22 protein-coding genes and 1 riboswitch are annotated in these 19,019 nt (G+C 33.1%); of the genes, 18 read left to right on the top strand and 4 right to left on the bottom strand.

The window, feature by feature from the left end:
• Positions 1–2: 2 nt before the first annotated feature.
• Together KKQ76_RS12535 and metF are read left to right on the top strand one after the other, a co-directional pair.
• Positions 3–1,361, top strand: coding sequence for a Fic family protein (locus KKQ76_RS12535; protein ID WP_213197409.1), 1,359 nt, complete (start codon positions 3–5; stop codon positions 1,359–1,361).
• A 198-nt stretch (positions 1,362–1,559) separates the two neighbouring features.
• A complete protein-coding gene (metF, locus tag KKQ76_RS12530; RefSeq protein WP_213197408.1) occupies positions 1,560–2,522 on the top strand; it encodes a methylenetetrahydrofolate reductase [NAD(P)H] in 963 nt (320 codons plus the stop codon).
• Here metF and KKQ76_RS12525 read toward each other — a convergent pair.
• The 4 genes from KKQ76_RS12525 to KKQ76_RS12515 are packed head-to-tail and all read right to left on the bottom strand — an operon-like array spanning position 2,519 to position 5,414.
• The gene (locus tag KKQ76_RS12525) at positions 2,519–3,328 is read right to left on the bottom strand and encodes a hypothetical protein (protein ID WP_246501406.1); all 810 of its coding nucleotides are present in this window, start codon (positions 3,326–3,328) and stop codon (positions 2,519–2,521) included. The genes metF and KKQ76_RS12525 overlap by 4 nt on opposite strands.
• Positions 3,329–3,673, bottom strand: coding sequence for a hypothetical protein (locus tag KKQ76_RS12770; RefSeq protein ID WP_246501405.1), 345 nt, complete (start codon positions 3,671–3,673; stop codon positions 3,329–3,331).
• 46 nt (positions 3,674–3,719) lie between these two features.
• Positions 3,720–4,040 carry a hypothetical protein gene (locus KKQ76_RS12520; RefSeq protein WP_213197407.1) on the bottom strand — a complete coding sequence of 107 codons (321 nt, stop codon included), beginning with the start codon at positions 4,038–4,040 and terminating at the stop codon, positions 3,720–3,722.
• A gap of 3 nt (positions 4,041–4,043) precedes the next feature.
• Positions 4,044–5,414: an alpha-amylase family glycosyl hydrolase gene (locus KKQ76_RS12515; RefSeq protein ID WP_213197406.1), complete on the bottom strand. Its 1,371-nt coding sequence runs from the start codon at positions 5,412–5,414 to the stop codon at positions 4,044–4,046.
• A gap of 223 nt (positions 5,415–5,637) precedes the next feature.
• On the opposite strand from KKQ76_RS12515, the gene KKQ76_RS12510 reads away from it, so the two are divergent.
• From KKQ76_RS12510 to KKQ76_RS12435, 16 genes are all read left to right on the top strand, one after another.
• Positions 5,638–6,879 carry a tyrosine-type recombinase/integrase gene (locus KKQ76_RS12510; protein WP_213197405.1) on the top strand — a complete coding sequence of 414 codons (1,242 nt, stop codon included), beginning with the start codon at positions 5,638–5,640 and terminating at the stop codon, positions 6,877–6,879.
• Positions 6,880–6,893: 14 nt separating this feature from the next.
• Positions 6,894–7,628 (top strand): hypothetical protein, encoded by a 735-nt coding sequence (locus KKQ76_RS12505; RefSeq protein ID WP_213197404.1) that lies wholly within the window; start codon positions 6,894–6,896, stop codon positions 7,626–7,628.
• Positions 7,629–7,704: 76 nt separating this feature from the next.
• Positions 7,705–7,983: a helix-turn-helix domain-containing protein gene (locus KKQ76_RS12500; RefSeq protein ID WP_002976362.1), complete on the top strand. Its 279-nt coding sequence runs from the start codon at positions 7,705–7,707 to the stop codon at positions 7,981–7,983.
• A 73-nt stretch (positions 7,984–8,056) separates the two neighbouring features.
• Positions 8,057–9,295: a primase-helicase family protein gene (locus tag KKQ76_RS12495; RefSeq protein ID WP_213197403.1), complete on the top strand. Its 1,239-nt coding sequence runs from the start codon at positions 8,057–8,059 to the stop codon at positions 9,293–9,295.
• Positions 9,296–9,561: 266 nt separating this feature from the next.
• Positions 9,562–10,440, top strand: a complete 879-nt coding sequence (locus KKQ76_RS12490; RefSeq protein WP_213197402.1) for a toprim domain-containing protein — start codon at positions 9,562–9,564, stop codon at positions 10,438–10,440.
• 147 nt (positions 10,441–10,587) lie between these two features.
• Positions 10,588–11,037, top strand: coding sequence for a plasmid mobilization protein (locus KKQ76_RS12485; RefSeq protein WP_027387438.1), 450 nt, complete (start codon positions 10,588–10,590; stop codon positions 11,035–11,037).
• Positions 11,030–12,178 (top strand): relaxase/mobilization nuclease domain-containing protein, encoded by a 1,149-nt coding sequence (locus KKQ76_RS12480; RefSeq protein WP_027387437.1) that lies wholly within the window; start codon positions 11,030–11,032, stop codon positions 12,176–12,178. The genes KKQ76_RS12485 and KKQ76_RS12480 overlap by 8 nt, the downstream gene beginning before the upstream one ends.
• 58 nt (positions 12,179–12,236) lie before the next feature.
• Positions 12,237–12,812 (top strand): hypothetical protein, encoded by a 576-nt coding sequence (locus KKQ76_RS12475; protein ID WP_213197401.1) that lies wholly within the window; start codon positions 12,237–12,239, stop codon positions 12,810–12,812.
• A gap of 191 nt (positions 12,813–13,003) precedes the next feature.
• Entirely contained in the window at positions 13,004–13,330 is a 327-nt protein-coding gene (locus KKQ76_RS12470; RefSeq protein ID WP_002981116.1) for an ArsR/SmtB family transcription factor, read from the top strand.
• A 56-nt stretch (positions 13,331–13,386) separates the two neighbouring features.
• Positions 13,387–13,860 (top strand): DUF6428 family protein, encoded by a 474-nt coding sequence (locus KKQ76_RS12465; RefSeq protein WP_213197400.1) that lies wholly within the window; start codon positions 13,387–13,389, stop codon positions 13,858–13,860.
• A gap of 52 nt (positions 13,861–13,912) precedes the next feature.
• Entirely contained in the window at positions 13,913–14,974 is a 1,062-nt protein-coding gene (locus tag KKQ76_RS12460; RefSeq protein ID WP_213197399.1) for an ArsO family NAD(P)H-dependent flavin-containing monooxygenase, read from the top strand.
• A gap of 1 nt (position 14,975) precedes the next feature.
• Positions 14,976–15,749: a metallophosphoesterase family protein gene (locus KKQ76_RS12455; protein WP_213197398.1), complete on the top strand. Its 774-nt coding sequence runs from the start codon at positions 14,976–14,978 to the stop codon at positions 15,747–15,749.
• An 18-nt stretch (positions 15,750–15,767) separates the two neighbouring features.
• Positions 15,768–16,145 (top strand): glycine cleavage system protein GcvH, encoded by a 378-nt coding sequence (gene gcvH, locus KKQ76_RS12450; RefSeq protein ID WP_213197397.1) that lies wholly within the window; start codon positions 15,768–15,770, stop codon positions 16,143–16,145.
• Between the two features lie 3 nt (positions 16,146–16,148).
• Positions 16,149–17,180, top strand: coding sequence for an ACR3 family arsenite efflux transporter (arsB, locus tag KKQ76_RS12445; RefSeq protein WP_213197396.1), 1,032 nt, complete (start codon positions 16,149–16,151; stop codon positions 17,178–17,180).
• A 54-nt stretch (positions 17,181–17,234) separates the two neighbouring features.
• A riboswitch (Fluoride riboswitch) is annotated at positions 17,235–17,302 on the top strand.
• A 28-nt stretch (positions 17,303–17,330) separates the two neighbouring features.
• Positions 17,331–18,644, top strand: coding sequence for a voltage-gated chloride channel family protein (locus KKQ76_RS12440; RefSeq protein WP_213197395.1), 1,314 nt, complete (start codon positions 17,331–17,333; stop codon positions 18,642–18,644).
• 9 nt (positions 18,645–18,653) lie between these two features.
• Positions 18,654–19,007, top strand: coding sequence for a DUF190 domain-containing protein (locus KKQ76_RS12435; RefSeq protein WP_213197394.1), 354 nt, complete (start codon positions 18,654–18,656; stop codon positions 19,005–19,007).
• Positions 19,008–19,019 lie beyond the last annotated feature (12 nt).

The raw sequence follows: 19,019 nt of genomic DNA, 5'->3' as shown, positions 1-19,019 counted from the left end.
CGATGGAATATCTGAAGTCTTTAGAAAATTTAGAAGAAATAAAATTCATTGACCAACAAAAAAGGTTGATAGATGAACAGCGTCCATTTTCCAGAGAAATGGAAGACAAGATTTTCCAAAAATTAAAATTAGACTGGAATTATAATTCTAATGCAATTGAAGGAAATCAACTCACTTATGGAGAGACTATTGCGTTTTTAAATTTTGGACTCACTGCAAAAGGTAAACCTTTCAAAGATCATTTGGATATTAAAGGACATAATGAAGCCATACAATTTATGCTTCAACTCATCAAAGAAAACAGACCAATTTCCGAAAATGATATCTTTGATTTACATAAAATCTTATTGGTAGAACCATACTTTACCAAAACAATTTCTCCTGAAGGAATTGAATTTCAGAAAGAAATTAAAATAGGAAAATACAAAACATCTCCAAATCATGTTAAAACAGTTTCTGGGGACATTCACTATTATACAAATCCTGAAGAAGTTCCTTTTGAAATGACCAAATTATTGGATTGGTATAGAAATGTAGAAGAGGAAAATTTACATCCTGTTGTGTTTTCTGCTGTTTTCCATCACAAATTTACTGCAATTCATCCTTTTGATGATGGTAATGGAAGATTAGCAAGATTGCTCAGTAATTTCATTTTGTTAAAATATCAGTATCCTGTAATTGTGATTAAAAATCAGAATAAAAATCAATATTATGCTGCTTTAAATATTGCAGATAATGGAATTTATGAAGATTTAGTAAAACTCTTTGCAGAAAATATTACCCATAGTTTTTCTATTTACGAAAAGGCTTTGTCGGGTGAAAATATTAACGAACCTGATGATTTGGATAAAGAGATTGAATTATTTACTAAAGAAATGCGGGTTCAGAATATAAAAGCTATTGATTTTCAATATGATAAAAATTATTTAATCAATACTTATATAAAGGGATTTTTAGAATATTTATTTCCTAAATTAAATAAGATTGAGCAACTTTTTCAAAAATTTTATGTAAATTTTAATAATAAAAAAATTGGATTTGCTAATACTAATGATTTTCATTCAATAGCTTTTCAAAAGCTATTGAAAATAAATAATTCTAAAGTAATATATGATTTTTTCTTCGAAGAATACATTATTGGAAAATACACTATAAATTTTAAAATTATGTTAGAGTTTAATAACAAGACTCTCGAATTTAAAGTTTATAAATTTTATAAAACAACTATGTTTGGTATTATGACAAATGAAATTTATTCAAAAGAAATTTTATATTCAGAAAATCCTCAACCCATATTTGAAGAAATTACCAGAAGCATAATCAATTATTTAATGAATGAGATAAAAAAACATTCAAATTAACTATTTTGATACTTCAGTTTGAGCGATTGCAGTGGAAATCATTAAAAAGCTTTGGCAAAAAAAGATTGCAACGGAAAGCGCGGTTTCATAAAAATAGCTTGGATTAAGTTTTGGATTTTTATGGAACACGCCCAAAATAGAAAAAATTAAAATATTTTAAAAAATAGGAACAGCTTGCTTCGTTCCTCGGAATGACAAATGAAAGTTACAGAACACATACAAAACGCCAACGGAAAAACTCTTTTTTCTTTTGAAATTTTACCACCTCTAAAAGGTCAAAATATACAGTCAATATTTGATGCGATTAATCCATTGATGGAATTTAATCCTGCATTTATAGATGTTACGTACCATCGTGAAGAATATGAATATGTAGAACGTGAAGATGGACTTCTAGAAAAACGAGTAGTAAAAAAAAGACCGGGAACTGTGGGAATTTGTGCTGCCATTCAGAATAAATATGGTGTAGATGCGGTTCCGCATATTTTGTGCGGTGGATTTTCTAAGGAAGACACCGAAAATTTCTTGATAGACATCGATTTCTTGGGAATTCATAATGTAGTGGCTTTAAGAGGAGATGCGGTGAAAACGGAAACCTATTTTAAACCAGAAAAAAACGGACATGCTTTTGCCAAAGATTTGGTAGAACAAATCGTGAAAATGAATCACGGAACTTATCTAGACGAAAGTTTAGAAAATTCTGCTTGTACAGATTTTAACATTGGTGTTGCTGGTTATCCTGAAAAACACATGGAAGCAGCCAGTCTGGAACAGGACATTTACCACCTCAAGAAAAAAGTAGAAGCAGGCGCAGATTATATCGTGACGCAAATGTTTTTCGACAATCAAAAATATCACGATTTTGTAGAAAAATGCAAAACTTCTGGTATTAATGTTCCTATTATTCCTGGATTAAAACCAATTACTACCAAGTCTCAACTGAGTATGATTCCGCATCGTTTCAAGGTAGATTTGCCTAATGAGTTGGTGATTGCCATTGCTAAAGCAAAAGACAACAAAGAAGTAAAAGAAATTGGCATCAACTGGTGCATTCAGCAGAGCAAAGATTTAATGAAAAACGGCGCTCCTGTTCTTCATTATTATTCTATGGGAAAAAGCGAAGTGGTAAAAAGAATTGCTTCGGAAGTGTTTAAACACTAAAGCATTTTGTGTCTTTCAAACGAAAGATTTCGGTCAAAAATATAACGATAAGTCGCGAGTTTTCTCGTGACTTTCGTTTCTAAATTTTCGGCAATTTTTATCATCCTTGGATTAAAATCACCAATCCATTGCATTTCGTAATCGGTATAATTTCTGGTTTTTCTGAAATGTTTTGTGCCTTCCCAAATCATAAATCCATCGATACCTTTCCTCTGCCATTCTGGAACAATTCCGAAAACTAAGCCAACCATTTTCTTATTTTTTATAAAAAATTTAGCCATTAAAAATTTTAACTTTTCTAACCAACCGAATTTCCCATTCAAGTATTTAAACCATTGATTCAAATCTGGAATGTTAATCCACATCGCAATGGGTTTATCATTTTCATAAATGAACCAAGAGATGTTTTCGTCTAAAATAGGTTTCATGGTTTGAAACATTTTCAGCACTTTTTTAGCTTCTATTTGCTTTCCTTCACCATGATTTGCCCACGCTTTGTTGTAAATTTCTGCAAAATCATGCGCAAATTTTTCCAATTGATTTTTTTTCCAATGAACGGCTTTCAAATTTGGATTTTTGGCATTCATTCTATGTCCATTCATAAAAACTTGTGAAACCTCATCGTAGACTTTTCTGCCGTAACACAATTGATTAAAATAAATCTGAAAACCATAATTTTCAAACAATTTCTGATAATACGGTGCATGAAAATTCATCCCATACAACGGTTCATGAAAACCTTCAATGAGCAAACCCCAAAATTTATCTCGCTCCCCGAAATTTATCGGGCCGTCCATTGCTTCCATTCAGCGTTCCTGCAACCAATTTTTACAGAAATCAAAGATGAAATTTGCCGTTTTTTGGTCATCAATACAATCAAAAAAACCAATTCCACCAGTTTTTAACTTTTGTTCATATTTTGGATTGATAAAAACCGCAACTTTCCCTACTGTTTGATTTTCTGCATTTTTAAAAAGAAATCTTTCGCACGTTCCATTTCTGAAAAATTTATTTTTGTTGGGATTAAAAACCTCTTCAATGTCTTTATCTAAAGGACGTATGTAATTTTTCTCGTTTCTAAACAAACGAGCTGGAAATTCTAAAAATTCTTTTTGCGTTTCTGGCGAATTAACGAGAATAGATTTCAGCATACATTAAAAAAATCCGATTGAATGAATCGGATTTTAAATGTAGTAATTATTTTTTATTCTTTAAAAATTTGAAATATGTAAACAAAACCATTGCAATAGTGAAAAGCATCTGTATGCTAACAATCAAAATTTCATTTTTAAAAAATGCTAATCCATTTACCAAAAAGAAGGAAAATAAATATGAGATGAAGAGAACCGCTGTTAGAAACAATTTTCTTTTCCAATGAATTTTTAAATACAATATTCCAACAAAAATTATCAATATTATTATAAATTCTATCAATATAAAATAAATTGCTTCTTCTCCATGAGCAAAACATAGAAAAGGAATAAATAATAATAAAATTGAATTTTGTAAATTTTTCATTTTTTAATCTTTCACCAAAACTTTGTAGTCCCAAGGTTTCAAAGAAACAGTGTATTTTTCTTTTACTTGAATTTTTTCTTTACTAAAAAGTTCGGTATAATTTCCTTGGAAATATTTAGAATCTAGGGTCACTGTTAATTCTTCGTTTGAGAAATTAAAAATTGGCAAGACAGCGTCATTATTTTTTTCACGATGAAACGAAATTACTTTGTCCATTTTATCATTGGTAATTCTTACCATTTCGCCGCCGTATTTTCCGTTCCAGAGCGCTTGATTTTTGTGTTTCAAATGAAACAAAGTGCTAAATAAGGCTGCATGAGGATGGTCTTTCCACTCGATTGGGTCTTTGTCAAAAAATTTCAAACTTCTGTCAAGTCCAGCTTCTTGTCCGCTATACATAAGAGGCATTCCGTTTACCACACCACAAAAAACGATAGAAGTTTCTAATCCCTTCCCGAAATTTCTTTGCGGCGTTCCGTTCCAAGAATTCATATCATGATTGTCTGTAAAAACCATTCTGTATGCATTTCTAGGAACCGAACCTACATCGTGAGCTAAATATTCTACCAATCCGCCAATTCCTTTATTTTGTGTAGTGGCATCTTTTAATTTTTCAAAAAGCGTCCATGAGTAAGTCATGTCAAAAGATTTTTTGTACAAATCTCTACTTTCCCACTCCGCCAACATGAAAACAGGTTTTATTTGGTCTAATTCTTTTCTAGCATTTTCCCAAAAATCTACAGGAATAAAACCTGCTACATCTGCTCTATAACCATCAATACTAGCCTCTTTAACCCAAAATTTAAGAGATTCTGTCATGTGTTGTCTAAATTCTGGATTTTCATAATCAAAATCAATTACATCATCCCAATCATACCAAGGTGTTGGCTGGAAATTTCCGTCTCTATTTTTAGTGTACCAATCTGAATGAGTAGTTGCCAAAGAATTATCCCAAGCAGAATGATTACCCACCCAATCGATGATGACGTACATTCCCATTTCATGGATTTTTTTGACCAAATTTTTAAAATCTTGCATGCTTCCAAATTCTGGATTCACCCCACGAAAATCTTTTACAGAATAGTAACTTCCTAAACCTCCTTTTTTATTTTTTTCACCAATAGGATGAATCGGCATGAGCCAAATAATATCTACGCCCATGCTTTTTAGTCTAGGCAAATGTTTTTCAAAGGCTTTGAAAGTTCCTTCTGGAGTATATTGACGAAGGTTTACTTCATAAATCGTAGCATTTTTGCTCCATTCAGGATGGGTAATTTCTACATATTCTTTAGGATAATATTTTTGGTCAATTTTTTGAGAAAAAAAACTTTGAGAAAAAACAACAAGGAAAAAAACTAGAATTTTTGTTTTCATTTTTTAGTAATTTCCTCAAAGTTAAGAAATAAAAAATCGCTACAAATGATTTTGTAGCGTTTTAATTTTTGTGGAGTTGGAGGTTTTCGAACCTTATATATTTTATCATAAGTTAAAATATGTAAGTGTGCTATTTGTCAGTATTTTAACTATATTTGTATATATGAATATAACTAGTTTTTATAACTAAATATAGAAGAAGTAGCACCCAAACTGGCACCCAATGAATTACACTTTTAAACTTAAGAAGCCTAGTGAAACTAAGGAAACTCTCATTTACTTCCGCACTTTTTTCAACAGTGAAAATAAGAATTTTATCTATTCTACTGGCGAAAAAATTAAGCCTTCTGAATGGGACTTTGAAAATAGACAACCTAACGATTTGAATGGAAGAACTAAGCGAGCTGAAATTCATAGAAGTCTGAAAATGCAACTAGACAGGTACAGTAGTTTTTTTACTGAGATAGTAAATCGTTATAAAAATATAAGCGAGGAACTTACTGTAGATATACTCAAACAACGATTTGATGAAAAGTTCAAAAAAATTACTGTAAAAAGTGATTTTTTTAGAATTTATCAGGAATTTTTGGATGAGAAGGAAAATGATTATACGGGAAATTCGATTTCAAATTCGACTCTAAAACGTTATAAATGTAATAAAACTTTACTCGAAGATTTTGAGAGGAATAGTAAAACCAAAGTTACTCTCGGAAAATTTGATGATAAGCTATATAACAAATTTCTTAAATACTGTATTGAAGAAAAGAAGCATTCTGCGAATACTGTGCATAGAAATGTTGGTCTTTTAAAGACTTTTTTGCTTTGGGCTTTAAATAAGAAATATACTTACAATAATGATTTTATTGCTTTTAAGAAACCTGCTAAATTTATTACTGACGAAATTGCTTTGAACTACGAACAGGTTGAACTAATTTACAATTACGATCTAACTAAAAATAAAAGATTAGAAAAAGTTCGTGACCTATTTGTTTTTGGTTGTACTACAGGAATGAGGTTCGGTAATTATAGCACAATCTCAAAGAGCGATCTTGAAGGTAATTTTATTAGAGTAATTGATTTAAAAAGCAAATCAAAAAATTTGGCAATCCCTTTAAATAGTATATCTAAAGCAATTCTTGAAAAATATGATTATAATTTGCCGAGCATCACAAATCAAAAGATGAATGAATATATTAAAGAGGTTTTTAAAAAGCTGGAATTTACTGATGAAATAAAGAAAACTATGAAATATGGTGATCAGTTAGTAGACCAAAAAGCCGAATTTTGGACAAGGATTTCTTCACATACTGCAAGAAGAAGTTTCATCACGATAATGAAGAACAAACGAGTTCCAGATAAGGTAATTATGAGCTACACTGGTCATACCAGCTTAGAAGTATTTAATGCCTACTACAGACCAAGCGAAGATGATAAGATTAACTATATGAATGAGGTTTTTAAATAAAGACTAGTATAATAATGGATCATAAAAAACTTTACGGACGTTGGAATTTTTGGGAGGAATTTGTCGGCTATCCGATGATGATTTATCATTTGATAAAACGAGAAAAGATTCAGGAGCGGTTTCAACGGAGAATTGAAAAAGCCAAGCAAAAATCCTCTAAAATTGTTCTTAATGAAAAATTGCGGAATGAGTATTTGATTAGATATGAAAAGCTAGACAACTTCTTCAGTTTTCATTTCAAAGATATTGATACATCACGAAATCATAATTTTGAAGATAAGATTCAATATTGTTTAGATCAATATAAAAAAGAATCAAACAGCCTGATAAGTTCAAGTAATTTAATGAAGTTGCAGGGCAATTTTTTAAGTGGCACCGAAACCACACTTTTTCTATATTTTGCTTTACAAAGCAAAACAAATAGAGAGGTTCGTTTATCAGATATTATGATTGGTGAAAATAGTTCTAAAATTTTCATCTCTTTTTTAAAAGACAAAAAATTCGTCGATGAAAATCACAACCTAATCGTAGATCAGAAATCTTCCTTCATCAGAATTCACCGATTCTTAAAAGACAATCATATTATTAATCCGGATTTTCAAGATACCACTATTATTGAGGCTATGGAAAACGAATATAATTCCAATTTTGACAAAGGAACATTTTCACGGGCAATAACTGTGAAACCTAATGATTTTGAGGAAACTATCTATCAAGAATTATCTAAGTTATTTAATATCAAGTATTAAACTTTACGCAATTGAGTAGAATTGCATCATTAGTTATTCCAATCATACAATTTTGTCTGCAAATAAATATCAGATTATGCAGACAACAAATCCATTCCAAACCATTCTCGACGAATTAGGGGAAGTGAAAGACTTACTCTATTCTCTCAAAAAAGAACCTGAAATTGAGTTGAAAAAGAAATTATACTCTATCAAAGAGTGTTCAGAAATTCTAAAACTCGATTATCAAACCGTACGCTCACATATTTTAAAAGGTAACATTAAGGCGGAACAAATTGGAAGATTCTACAGAGTTAACCATTTTGATCTTATGGATGCTTTAAACGAAGTCAAGTCGCTTAAGTATAGAAGATAGATAGAGACTTTTATTTATCAAGCATTCTAATTCACCCTTCCGTATTTCCTGTACGGAATCAAATCTTTAAAATATGAGCGAAAAAATCCCATATCTAAGAGTAGGGACAACCTACTATAAAACTATTGAGAAACCATTAATCTCAGGAGATAAAATCTCGATACTGACTCGATGGAATCGTGAGACCATTATTAGCGATCACGGAAAGATATATGTCTCACAAGTTCCTAAGTATGACGGTTTCTGTTGTATACCATCCCATTTGCAATACCAACAAATTATCCAAGGATTCTATAATGTTTACAATGAGATTCCTTACCAGCCGATTAAAGAGACACCGGAGCAAACAACCCTACTCGAAAAGATTCCATTTTCACTTAGATTTATGGAGCATATTTTTGGAGAACAGTTGGAAATAGGATTAGATTATATCAAGATCTTACTGCAATATCCAACACAGATCCTCCCGATTCTCTGTCTTGTAAGCAAAGAAAGGTCTACCGGAAAATCCACCTTCATAAAATGGCTGAAATCCATTTTTGGACTTAATATGACCTACATCAAAGGTGATTCTTTCAGCAGTCAGTTTAATTCGGATTGGACTTCGATGCTTATAGTTGCTATTGATGAAGTATTCTTTGACAAAAAGGAAATTACAGAACGATTAAAATATCTTTCAACGACTGATAAAGACAAGAAGGAGGCAAAAGGAAAAGATCGTGAAGAAGTGGAATTTTTTGGAAAATTCATTCTCTGTTCCAATAATGAAGACAACTTCATCCAGATTGATGAAAATGAGATACGATTCTGGATTATCAAAGTGAAATCAATCAAAAGCGAGAATACTGAATTTCTACACAATCTCAACAAGGAGATTCCCCATTTCCTCCGTTACCTAATTCAAAGGCCTTTTCACAGTCGTAAGGAGACCAGGATGTGGTTCACAGATTCCCAGATCAGAACAAAAGCCCTTCAGAAATTGGTTTGGAAAAACAACAATAAACTAGAATCTAAGATCATCGAACTTTTATATGAGTTTTTCGAAAATAACGAAGATAAAATTATCAACTGTATTCCACAAGATATTTTCAATATGCTAGGTAAAATGTTCAGCAAACAATATTGGACAGTCAACGATGTCCGGAAAATTTTGAAAGAAAACTGGAAACTCGAACCTCAAAGTAATTCTTTAGCCTACATCAAATACGACCTCGATTATGGTTTAAGCTTTTTCCAACAGAACAAAACAGGACGGTATTTTACAGTAGACAGAAATTTTATTCTTCAAAAATTTGATGAAATGATGAATTAATTGATAATGGAAATAAAATCAATTAGTTACATCTCATCAAAAGCCTCATCAAATTTTTAAACCTTGGTTTTTGATGAGAGCTTGATGAGAAGAATACCACAAGTTTGATGAGATGATGAGATTTTGATGAGGACGTAAATTATTAAAATTCAATTAATTATAAGGTTTTCTCATCAATTCATCAAAAATTAATCAAAACCAAATCCGTCCGTTTTAACCGACAGGACACCTACTATTTATTACTAAAAATATTAAAAATTACAACAATGAACTGCAAACAATTCAACAGCATACCGTTGGAAGAAGTCCTCCTTTCTCTCGGACACCTTCCAACGAAACAAAATGAAAAAGAAGCTTGGTATCTCAACCCCTTTGCCAACGAATCCCAAGCCTCTTTTAAAATCAATAAAAGCCTAAACTATTGGTATCTGTTTTCAGAAGGAATTGGTGGAACCAGTACCGACTTTATGAAGAAATACCTGAACGCTTCGGTCAATGAAGTTTTAGCGTGGGTTGAGAAGCAGAGTTTTTCTTCTTTTCAACAGCAACGTATTTCAAATCAGAAAGCAGAAAATTTATCTAAACAATATGAAATCATTGAAATTAAAAACGTTCAGCATCCTTCGCTTTTGGAATATTTAAGAGAAAGAAAAGTTGGAAATCAAACTCAGTTCTTACACGAAATTCATTACCGAATGAAAGATAAAAACTATTTTGGAATTGGTTTCAAGAACGATTCTGGCGGTTATGAAATCCGTAATAAATACTCTAAAATTTGTTTGGGTAAAAAAGACATTTCTACTATACAAAATGGAGCAGAATCGCTGCGGGTCTTCGAGGGGTTTTTCGATTTTCTTTCCTTTAAAAATGTAGAGAAATTTTTACAAAAAGAACTTTCAGATTATCTCATTTTGAATTCCGTTTCGATGATTTCTAAGATTAAAAATTCAATCGAAAATTATGAAAATATTGAGCTTTATTTTGACAATGATGAAGCAGGAGATCGTGGCATTGAAATGATTAAAAATGAAAACAAAAATGTAGAAGATTGTCGGGTTTTATATTCAGATTTTAAAGACTTAAATGATTGGATGATTCATAAAAACCCATCACTTGAAAGACAAGTCAAACAAAGGAGAAGGTGAGTAAAATAAACACAGGTAAAATATGGTGATATGTTAGTGCAAAAAGTACCCAAAGTTTACAATAAGCGTATCCGCTGATTGCAAAATTGGGATTTTTGATTTCTTCCTATCGTCAGAAATGTTTTTAAATACAATAAAATTTACACAATGGAAAAAGACTTTTTACAAGAATTCATATACGAAGTTGCCAAAGAAAATGAAACGAAGATTGCTCAGGAAAAGAGAAAAAAATATTTCCAGGAACTAGGTAGGAAAGGCGGTTTGAAAACTAAAGAAAACAAAAAACTTGATAAAGTTATTTCAATACGAATGACCAATTCCGAATACGAAACTCTCATTCAAAAACAAGAAAAACATCCGTTCAAATTATCAACCTATATCCGAAATGTTTTGTTCGAAAAAGAACTAAAAATCAATGAATTTCAAACTGATGAAGTCTTACTGCAGTATGGGACTCATTTCAAAAAAATAACCAATCTTTTACGAAATCGGGAATGGAATGTTTTCGAAAACAAGAAGGAGATTTTAGTGAAAATCGAAAATTTGATCGAATTGATTCATCAGTATTTATATTCAAAAATTCAGAAAAATGAATAATTCAGCAACCACCAGATCCATTACAAAAATTGCTTTGGAATACAATGCAAACGATAAAGGAACATCAGAAATGGTGGCTTCGAATTATCTTTTGAGTGACACTGCTGAAGGTCAATTTCACGAAATGAAAACTGTAGCTGAAAGAAATACCAAAGTAAAGAAATGGGCATTGACAGGCTACATTTCTCAACCGGACGAAATTGGTAGAAAATTGAAGGATGAAGAATTCGCAGAAATCGCCACCAAAGCTTTAGATAAAATTGGAGTGACAAACAAAAATCAGTACCGATTGGATATTCACAATAGTACAAAACATAAGCATATTCATTTTGTCGTAAACAGGATTGATATTTCGGGAAATTGCACTGTGAAATCACACGATATCGGAAAGAGATTTGGTGATGCTGTCAGAGAAGTTTGCAAGGAAAGAGGATTGTTGACTGATATAGAAATTGGAATTCAGAAAAAAGCTGAGATGCTGAAAAGCTTGACCGAAGCTATTAGGTCAAAAGATAATTTTGATGATCTGATCTCAGAAATGAATAAAAAAGGTTTTGAAATTCAATTGTCTTCAAATATCAAAGACGGGATTTCGGGAATGCGAATTGTGATGGAAAAAGACAAAAATTTTCATACCGAAAGGATTTATAAAGCTGGTTACAAATTATCTGAAATCTCAAATCAACTGAAAATTTCTGAAATAAAATCTCTGTTTGAAATGAAAAATGCGGTCAAGGAAGCACAAAAAGACGCTGGCAACATAGAGGGATTTCGAAAAATTATACAACAAAAAGGAATTTCTGTAAAGATCCAATACAAAGGAGAATTTAAAGCCGGTCAAAAAAATGAAATTCAAGATTTCTGGATAAATAAAATTGGTGATAGTCAAGAGAAAAACGGATTCTTTTTTCGGAAAAATGTCGGGTTCTCTCTGTCAGCAATAGATTCTGGTCTGGATGATCTGGTAAAATCATTAAGTCAAAATAGTGTAAATAATGATGCAAGTAATCATCTGAAATCAGACCCAAATGAAAGCTTAATAGATATTGCAGGCGGATTAATAAGTGACTTCCTTAATCCAACCTATGTTTCTCAGGACGAAGATGCACTCTGGAAAAAGAAGCGAAAATTAAGAAGATAATTAAAAATATAAAACAATAAATATGGATAGTGAAAATAAAGAATCTAAAAGTAACGGAATGGAACTTTTAGAAAACGTGATCAAATCAAATATGGAAAATATTGAACAAAATATCAAACTGCAGTTTGCCATTGAAGATCATACGACTCTATTGAATGACTTAAAGATCTGCTTGGAAGACGGACAGTCACTCAATAATGAAACTGTGGTCTTTTTCAAATTAGTGCAAGCCAAAATGACTGAATTTCTTGCCAGTATTCCTACGCAGACAGAAATGGTTCTTTCAAAAGAAACTAAAGATTATTTGGACGGTTTTGGAAAGGATATACGATGGAAGAAGAAATTTATTTGGAGCGGAATTGGAGTTTTTGTCTTTGCCGTTTTAGTATTTATCGCATCCATCTATTTCGCAACCAATTGGTACAAAGAAAGCATCAAAGCGAAAAGTGAACTACGCCAAGATATTTTAAATGAAATTGCTGATGAAGGAAAAAAAATCTATGATAAAAATGAGATAACAGTTTTGAGAGAAAATACTCAAGTTATGCAATTATGGATCAAGAATAATCCTAAAAAAGCAGAGGATTTTCTGAGGTTTAAAGATGGATATAACGCAAGTAAGGAAAATCATTAAAGAAATTATCACTCAGCTGGAAAATTACTTTGGAGATGAAAATTAAGGTAAAAACCTTCGGTGAATATATTTTCTACTATTTGAATCTTTTTGAATTGGATCTCTAAGCTTCTCTTTAGACAATTTATTAAAAAATATTTTGCGAAGCAAATATTATATTGTAATATTGCGATGTAATATTTTTTGGAATTATGGGAGCTACTAAAACAGAACATTTTACAGATAAGCAAAATCAAATTGCAACTATTGCAAAAGCATTAGGGCATCCTGCCAGAATAGCTATTATTGAGTATTTGATGAAAGTCAATGAGTGTATCTGTGGCGACATCGTGAATGAATTACCCTTAGCTCAACCTACCGTTTCTCAGCATTTGAAAGAACTGAAAAATGCCGGGATCATAAAAGGTAACATTTCCGGAAACGCTATCTGCTATTGTATAGACGAAAAGACCATCGAAATTCTCAACACTTATTTTTCCGCAATAGTACAAACTGTTACCAAATCAAAATGCTGTTAAGCGTTTTTTTACCTTAATATATCGCAATATTGCATTTAACCTATAAGCATTTAATTATGAAATTATCAGAAATAAAACAAATTTTACCAACATTAGAAAATGTTGAATTCCAATTAGAAAATGGAACTTTTGTTCCGGAACATTTTCACGTTACGGAAGTAGGAATGATCAATAAAAACTTTATTGATTGTGGCGGTGTCATCCGTTCAGAGAAGGTTGTCAATTTCCAGCTTTGGAATGCAGACGATTTTGAACATCGTCTGAAGCCTAACAAATTACTCAACATTATCAAACTTTCCGAGGATAAATTAGGAATCGAGGATTTCGATATTGAAGTGGAATATCAGAGTGATACTATTGGAAAATATGATCTAGAATTCAATGGGAAAACATTTATTCTAAAAAATAAAACTACAGCTTGTTTAGCACAGGATGCTTGCGGAATCCCATCAGAAAAAGAAAAAAAGAATCTAATTGAACTTGGTGTAAACCAAAACAGTTCTTGTACGCCTGGCGGAGGTTGCTGCTAAACATAATTTACTCACTAATCTGCCATTATAAAATAATCAAAACCAAAGATTAATGGATGAAATATACGACGTCGTTGTTATTGGAGGAGGACAAAGCGCTTTAGCCTGCGGATATTATTTGAGAAGAGCTAAACTGAATTATGTAATATTGGATAAACAAAATATATCTGGAGGTGCCTGGCTTCATACTTGGGACAGTCTAACCCTTTTTTCACCAGCCGATTACAGTTCCTTGCCTGGCTGGGCGATGCCGAAATCTAAAAATAAATTTCCTCCTAAGCAAGAAGTAATAAATTACTTACAGCAATACGAAGCACACTATCAGCTGAATATAAGACGGGGATTTGAGGTTAATAATATCAAAAAAAATGGAGATTTTTTTATCGTTGATATACAACAGAACACTATAAAAGCTAAGTCAATTATCTCAGCAACCGGAACCTGGGGAAACCCTACTATTCCAAACATAGATGGCATCGAAAGTTTTAAGGGAATACAAATTCATTCCGGAAACTACAAAAATCCAGAGAACTTTATAGGAATGAAAACTTTAGTCATTGGTGAAGGGAATTCCGGTGCACAGATTGTAGCTGAAGTTTCAAGATTTACTGAAACAAAATGGTCTACAAAAAGAGAACCTCAATTTCTTCCAGACAATGTAGATGGTTATTACCTATTTAATGTTGCGTCAGCGAAATACAAAGCGGAAAAAGAAGGAAAACCCTTTGATGCATCGCAGTACAATTTAGGAAATATCGTTATGGTTCCTCCTGTTAAAGAAGCTCAGAAAAGAGGCGTTTTAGTTTCAAGCGGTTCATTTCATAAAATTTATGATCAAGGCGTGGTATGGGATGATGGAAATTCAGAAGAGTTTGATGCTTTTGTCTGGTGCACAGGCTTTGGTTATGACACCGCCTACTTAAGATCAATCGTCCGTATAGATGAAAGAGGTATCGCTAAAACCACAGATAGCAGATCTTTGGAAATGGAAGGTTTATGGTTTGTTGGCTATGGTAACTGGACAGGCTACGCATCTGCAACATTAATTGGTATAAACAGATCTGCAAAACAAACAATAATTGAAATAGAAGAATTCTTAAATAAAAATAAATAAAATGAAAATTGCATTATTCAGCGACATTCACGCTAATCTCCCTGCATTAGAAGCATTCTTTGCAGATGTTGAAAAAAGAAATCCCGACAGCATTTATTGTTTGGGAGATTTAGTTGGTTACAATATCTGGCCAAACGAAGTGGTCAATGAAATCCGTAAAAGAAAAATACCAAGTATTGCTGGCAACTACGATTTTGGCATTGGGAGAATGAGTAATGAATGTGGTTGCGCCTACAAAACAGACGCTGAGAAGGACAACGGAAATATTTCCATTTCTTTTACCAATTCTTTGATGAAAGATGATGAAAGGGCGTACCTGCGCACACTTCCAGCACATATAAAAGTAGAATTTCAACTGAACGAAGACAAACTGAACCTGCTTTTGGTACACGGGAGTCCGAGAAAAATAAATGAATATCTTTTCGAAGACCGTGAAGAAAAAAGTATGCTTCGTATTATGGAACAAGCCGATGCCGACATTATGTGTTTCGGACATACACACAAACCATATCATAGAGTTTTAAATTCGGGTATTGATGGACAAGATCATTTTCGTCACGCAGTAAATATCGGTTCCGTTGGGAAGCCGAAAGACAATGATATTAGAGGTGGTTATGTGATGTTGACAGTTGATGAAAACAGTTCTGTTTTGAACAAAGAAAGCATCAGTGTAGAATTTATCCGCTTCGACTATGACTTTGAAAAGGCAGCAAAGGCAGTGGAAGACAGCCCTCTTCCAAACGAGTATGCAGAAAATCTAAGACGTGGCTATTAATTGTTAAAATCTAAAAAAATGGAACTTCCAAAAGATCTACATTATTCAAAAGAACATACTTGGGTTCGTATTGAGAACAAAACTGCAACGGTCGGTATTACAGCATTTGCTCAAAAGGAATTGGGAGAAATCGTATATGTTGACTTACCTAATGTTAATCATAATTTCAAACAAGACGAAGTATTTGGTTCTGTAGAAGCCATTAAAACCGTCAGCGACCTATTTATGCCTCTTTCAGGGAAAATAATTGAAACCAATGAGCAACTTTTAAAAGAGCCAACGCTTGTAAATTCTAATCCATTTGATAATGGCTGGATGGTGAAAATTGAAATTGAAGACCTGAGAGAAACTGAAAATTTATTAACAGCGGAACAATACGCTCAACTAAATAATTAGAAGATGCAACCAAAATTAAAATTCCTCGACCGCTTTCTTACCCTATGGATTTTTTTAGCAATGCTTTTGGGCGTTGGGTTAGGATATTTCTTTCCTGATATTTCTACTGTCACAAATTCTTTGTCTGTCGGAACAACTAATATTCCCTTAGCAATAGGTTTAATTTTAATGATGTATCCACCTTTGGCAAAAGTAGATTATAGTCTATTACCAATGGCTTTTAAAGACAAAAAGGTAATGTCGGTATCATTGCTACTCAATTGGATTATCAGTCCTATTTTAATGTTTGTATTAGCTATCATTTTTCTACGAGATGAGCCAGACTATATGATTGGTCTAATTTTGATCGGTTTAGCAAGATGTATTGCAATGGTCATTGTCTGGAACGATCTAGCAAAAGGTAATCGGGAGTACGCAGCTCTGCTAATCGCATTAAACAGTATTTTCCAATTGGTGTTTTATAGTTTTTATGTTTGGCTTTTTATTAATGTATTACCACAAAAACTAGGCTTAGGAAATTTTAACATTGCGGTACCAATGAAAGATGTTGCCGAGAGTGTATTCATTTATTTAGGGATCCCATTTATTGCAGGATTTTTGAGCCGTTACTTCTTGATTAAATTAAAAGGAAAAGAGTGGTTCAATAGGAAATTCATTCCGGCTATTTCACCTATTACTTTGTATGCTTTGCTGTTTACAATCGTATTGATGTTCAGTTTGAAGGGAGACAAAATTTTAGAGCTACCAATGGACGTTGTTAAAGTTGCAATACCATTAGTAATTTACTTTGTTCTTACATTCTTCATCAGCTTTTTCATTAGTAAGGCATTGAAAGTACCCTACGACAAAAATGCATCTATTGCTTTTACAGCGACTGGAAATAATTTTGAATTAGCGATTGCTGTTGCTATAGCAGTTTTTGGAATTCATTCCTCACAAGCATTTGTAGGGGTCATCGGTCCTCTTGTGGAAGTACCTGTTTTAATTTTATTGGTAAGGGTTAGTTTGTGGCTGAAGAAAAAGTATTATCCCTGAAAAACATTATTATAATGTCTGTCAATAGTATTTTCTAAAAACTATTTTGTACATTTGTTGAAAGGAAATGGTGCTCTTCCTTACCCAACCGCCCTAAAAAAGCTGATGACGCCTGATTAGACAATGTTAACACATTTAATCAGGTAAATTATGTCCAAAAATCAGCATTTTAGATCCAACAGCAAAGCAGCTCAGCTTCACACAAAGATCTTTTTCCGTAAATACCCTACTCTCCCATACATCGTTAAATGGTTTTTAATCAGTTCCATCATTGGGATCTGTGTAGGGTCTGCCTCGGCAGGTTTTCTGGTATCACTGGACTGGGCTACGAATTTCAGGGAGAATCATCTGTGGCTCATTGCTTTTCTGCCAATTGCAGGTCTGTTAATCGGCTTGCTTTACAATTATCTGGGGAAGGATATTGAGGCTGGAAATAATTTATTGATTGACAGCATCCACAATCCAAAGGAAATTATTCCTTTCAGGATGGCACCCTTTGTTTATTTAGGAACGATTGCAACCCACTTTTTTGGAGGTTCCGCAGGTAGAGAGGGAACGGCATTGCAGATGGCGGGAGCAATCGCTGATCAATTCACAAAACCTTTCAGACTAACTGAACCTGAGCGTAAAATACTGCTGATCTCGGCAATTTCAGCAGGTTTCGGTTCTATATTCGGAACACCTTTGGCGGGTGCCTTGTTCGGTCTCGAAGTATTTCTGATAGGAAGAATAAAATATGATGCGATATTTCCTGCGTTTGCTTCAGCAATACTGGCAGACCTGGTCACTAACCTCTGGCAGGTTAAACACACCCATTATCATATCGACCTTGTTCCCCAATTGGAAGCCTTACCGATCATCTACAGTATACTGGCAGGGATCTTATTCGGCCTTTGTGCGGCGACCTTTAGCAAGGTCATCCATTACGTAACTTCTTTTTTCAAATCCAGAATATCTTTTCCGCCGCTCCGTCCTTTTGTAGGAGGGATCATCGTTGCCGTCGCTGTGTTTGCAATGGGAACCACGAAATATATCGGATTGGGTATTCCGACCATTGTTCAGTCTTTCGAGCAGCAGTTACCGCCTTACGATTTTGCATTGAAGATGGCCTTTACCATTATCACACTTGCAGCAGGATTCAAAGGTGGCGAAGTAACGCCTTTATTTTTTATCGGCGCTACTTTAGGAAGTGCCTTATCCTTATTTATCCCTTTGCCGACAGGACTTTTGGCAGGAATGGGATTTGTGGCAGTGTTTGCAGGGGCAACCAATACACCACTCGCCTGTATGCTGATGGGAATAGAACTCTTCGGAGCTGAAAGCGGGATCTATATGGCCATTGCCTGCGTGGTATCATATTTAATTTCAGGTCATAACAGCATTTATGGAAAACAGGTCATCGGGGAAGCAAAACATTCCAGATTTCAGAACCAGTCCGGAAGAAATATAAACGAAAACAAATAAATGAACGCAATGGAAAACAAATCAACGGTGATCGTAAGGATTTATTTCGAATACGGAGCATCTGTAAAAGATCAATCGTTTTGGAAAAGGTTATGGAACAATTCTCTGGGCGAATTTCTATTGAAAAAAGCCAGGGAAAGTAACATAGAGCAAGCGAATATCTTCATTGCTAAATCGGGTTATCTGAATTATAAAAATATTTCCTACAATATTTCGGAGCTTCCTGCTTTGAAGAATCCTGCCTGCCTTGAGCTTATTGATAACGAAAATAAAATCAACCAATTTTTAAAATTAAATAAAGACCTTTTAAAACAAGCTAAAATAATACTTGTTCAACCCAGTTCTGAAATATTATTCACCTAAATAAATCAAAAA

It is taken from the genome of Cloacibacterium caeni (assembly GCF_907163105.1).
Lineage (GTDB): Bacteria > Bacteroidota > Bacteroidia > Flavobacteriales > Weeksellaceae > Cloacibacterium > Cloacibacterium caeni_A.
Note: the sequence above shows the minus strand (reverse complement) of the source record. Positions and strands in the feature narration are given on the sequence as shown.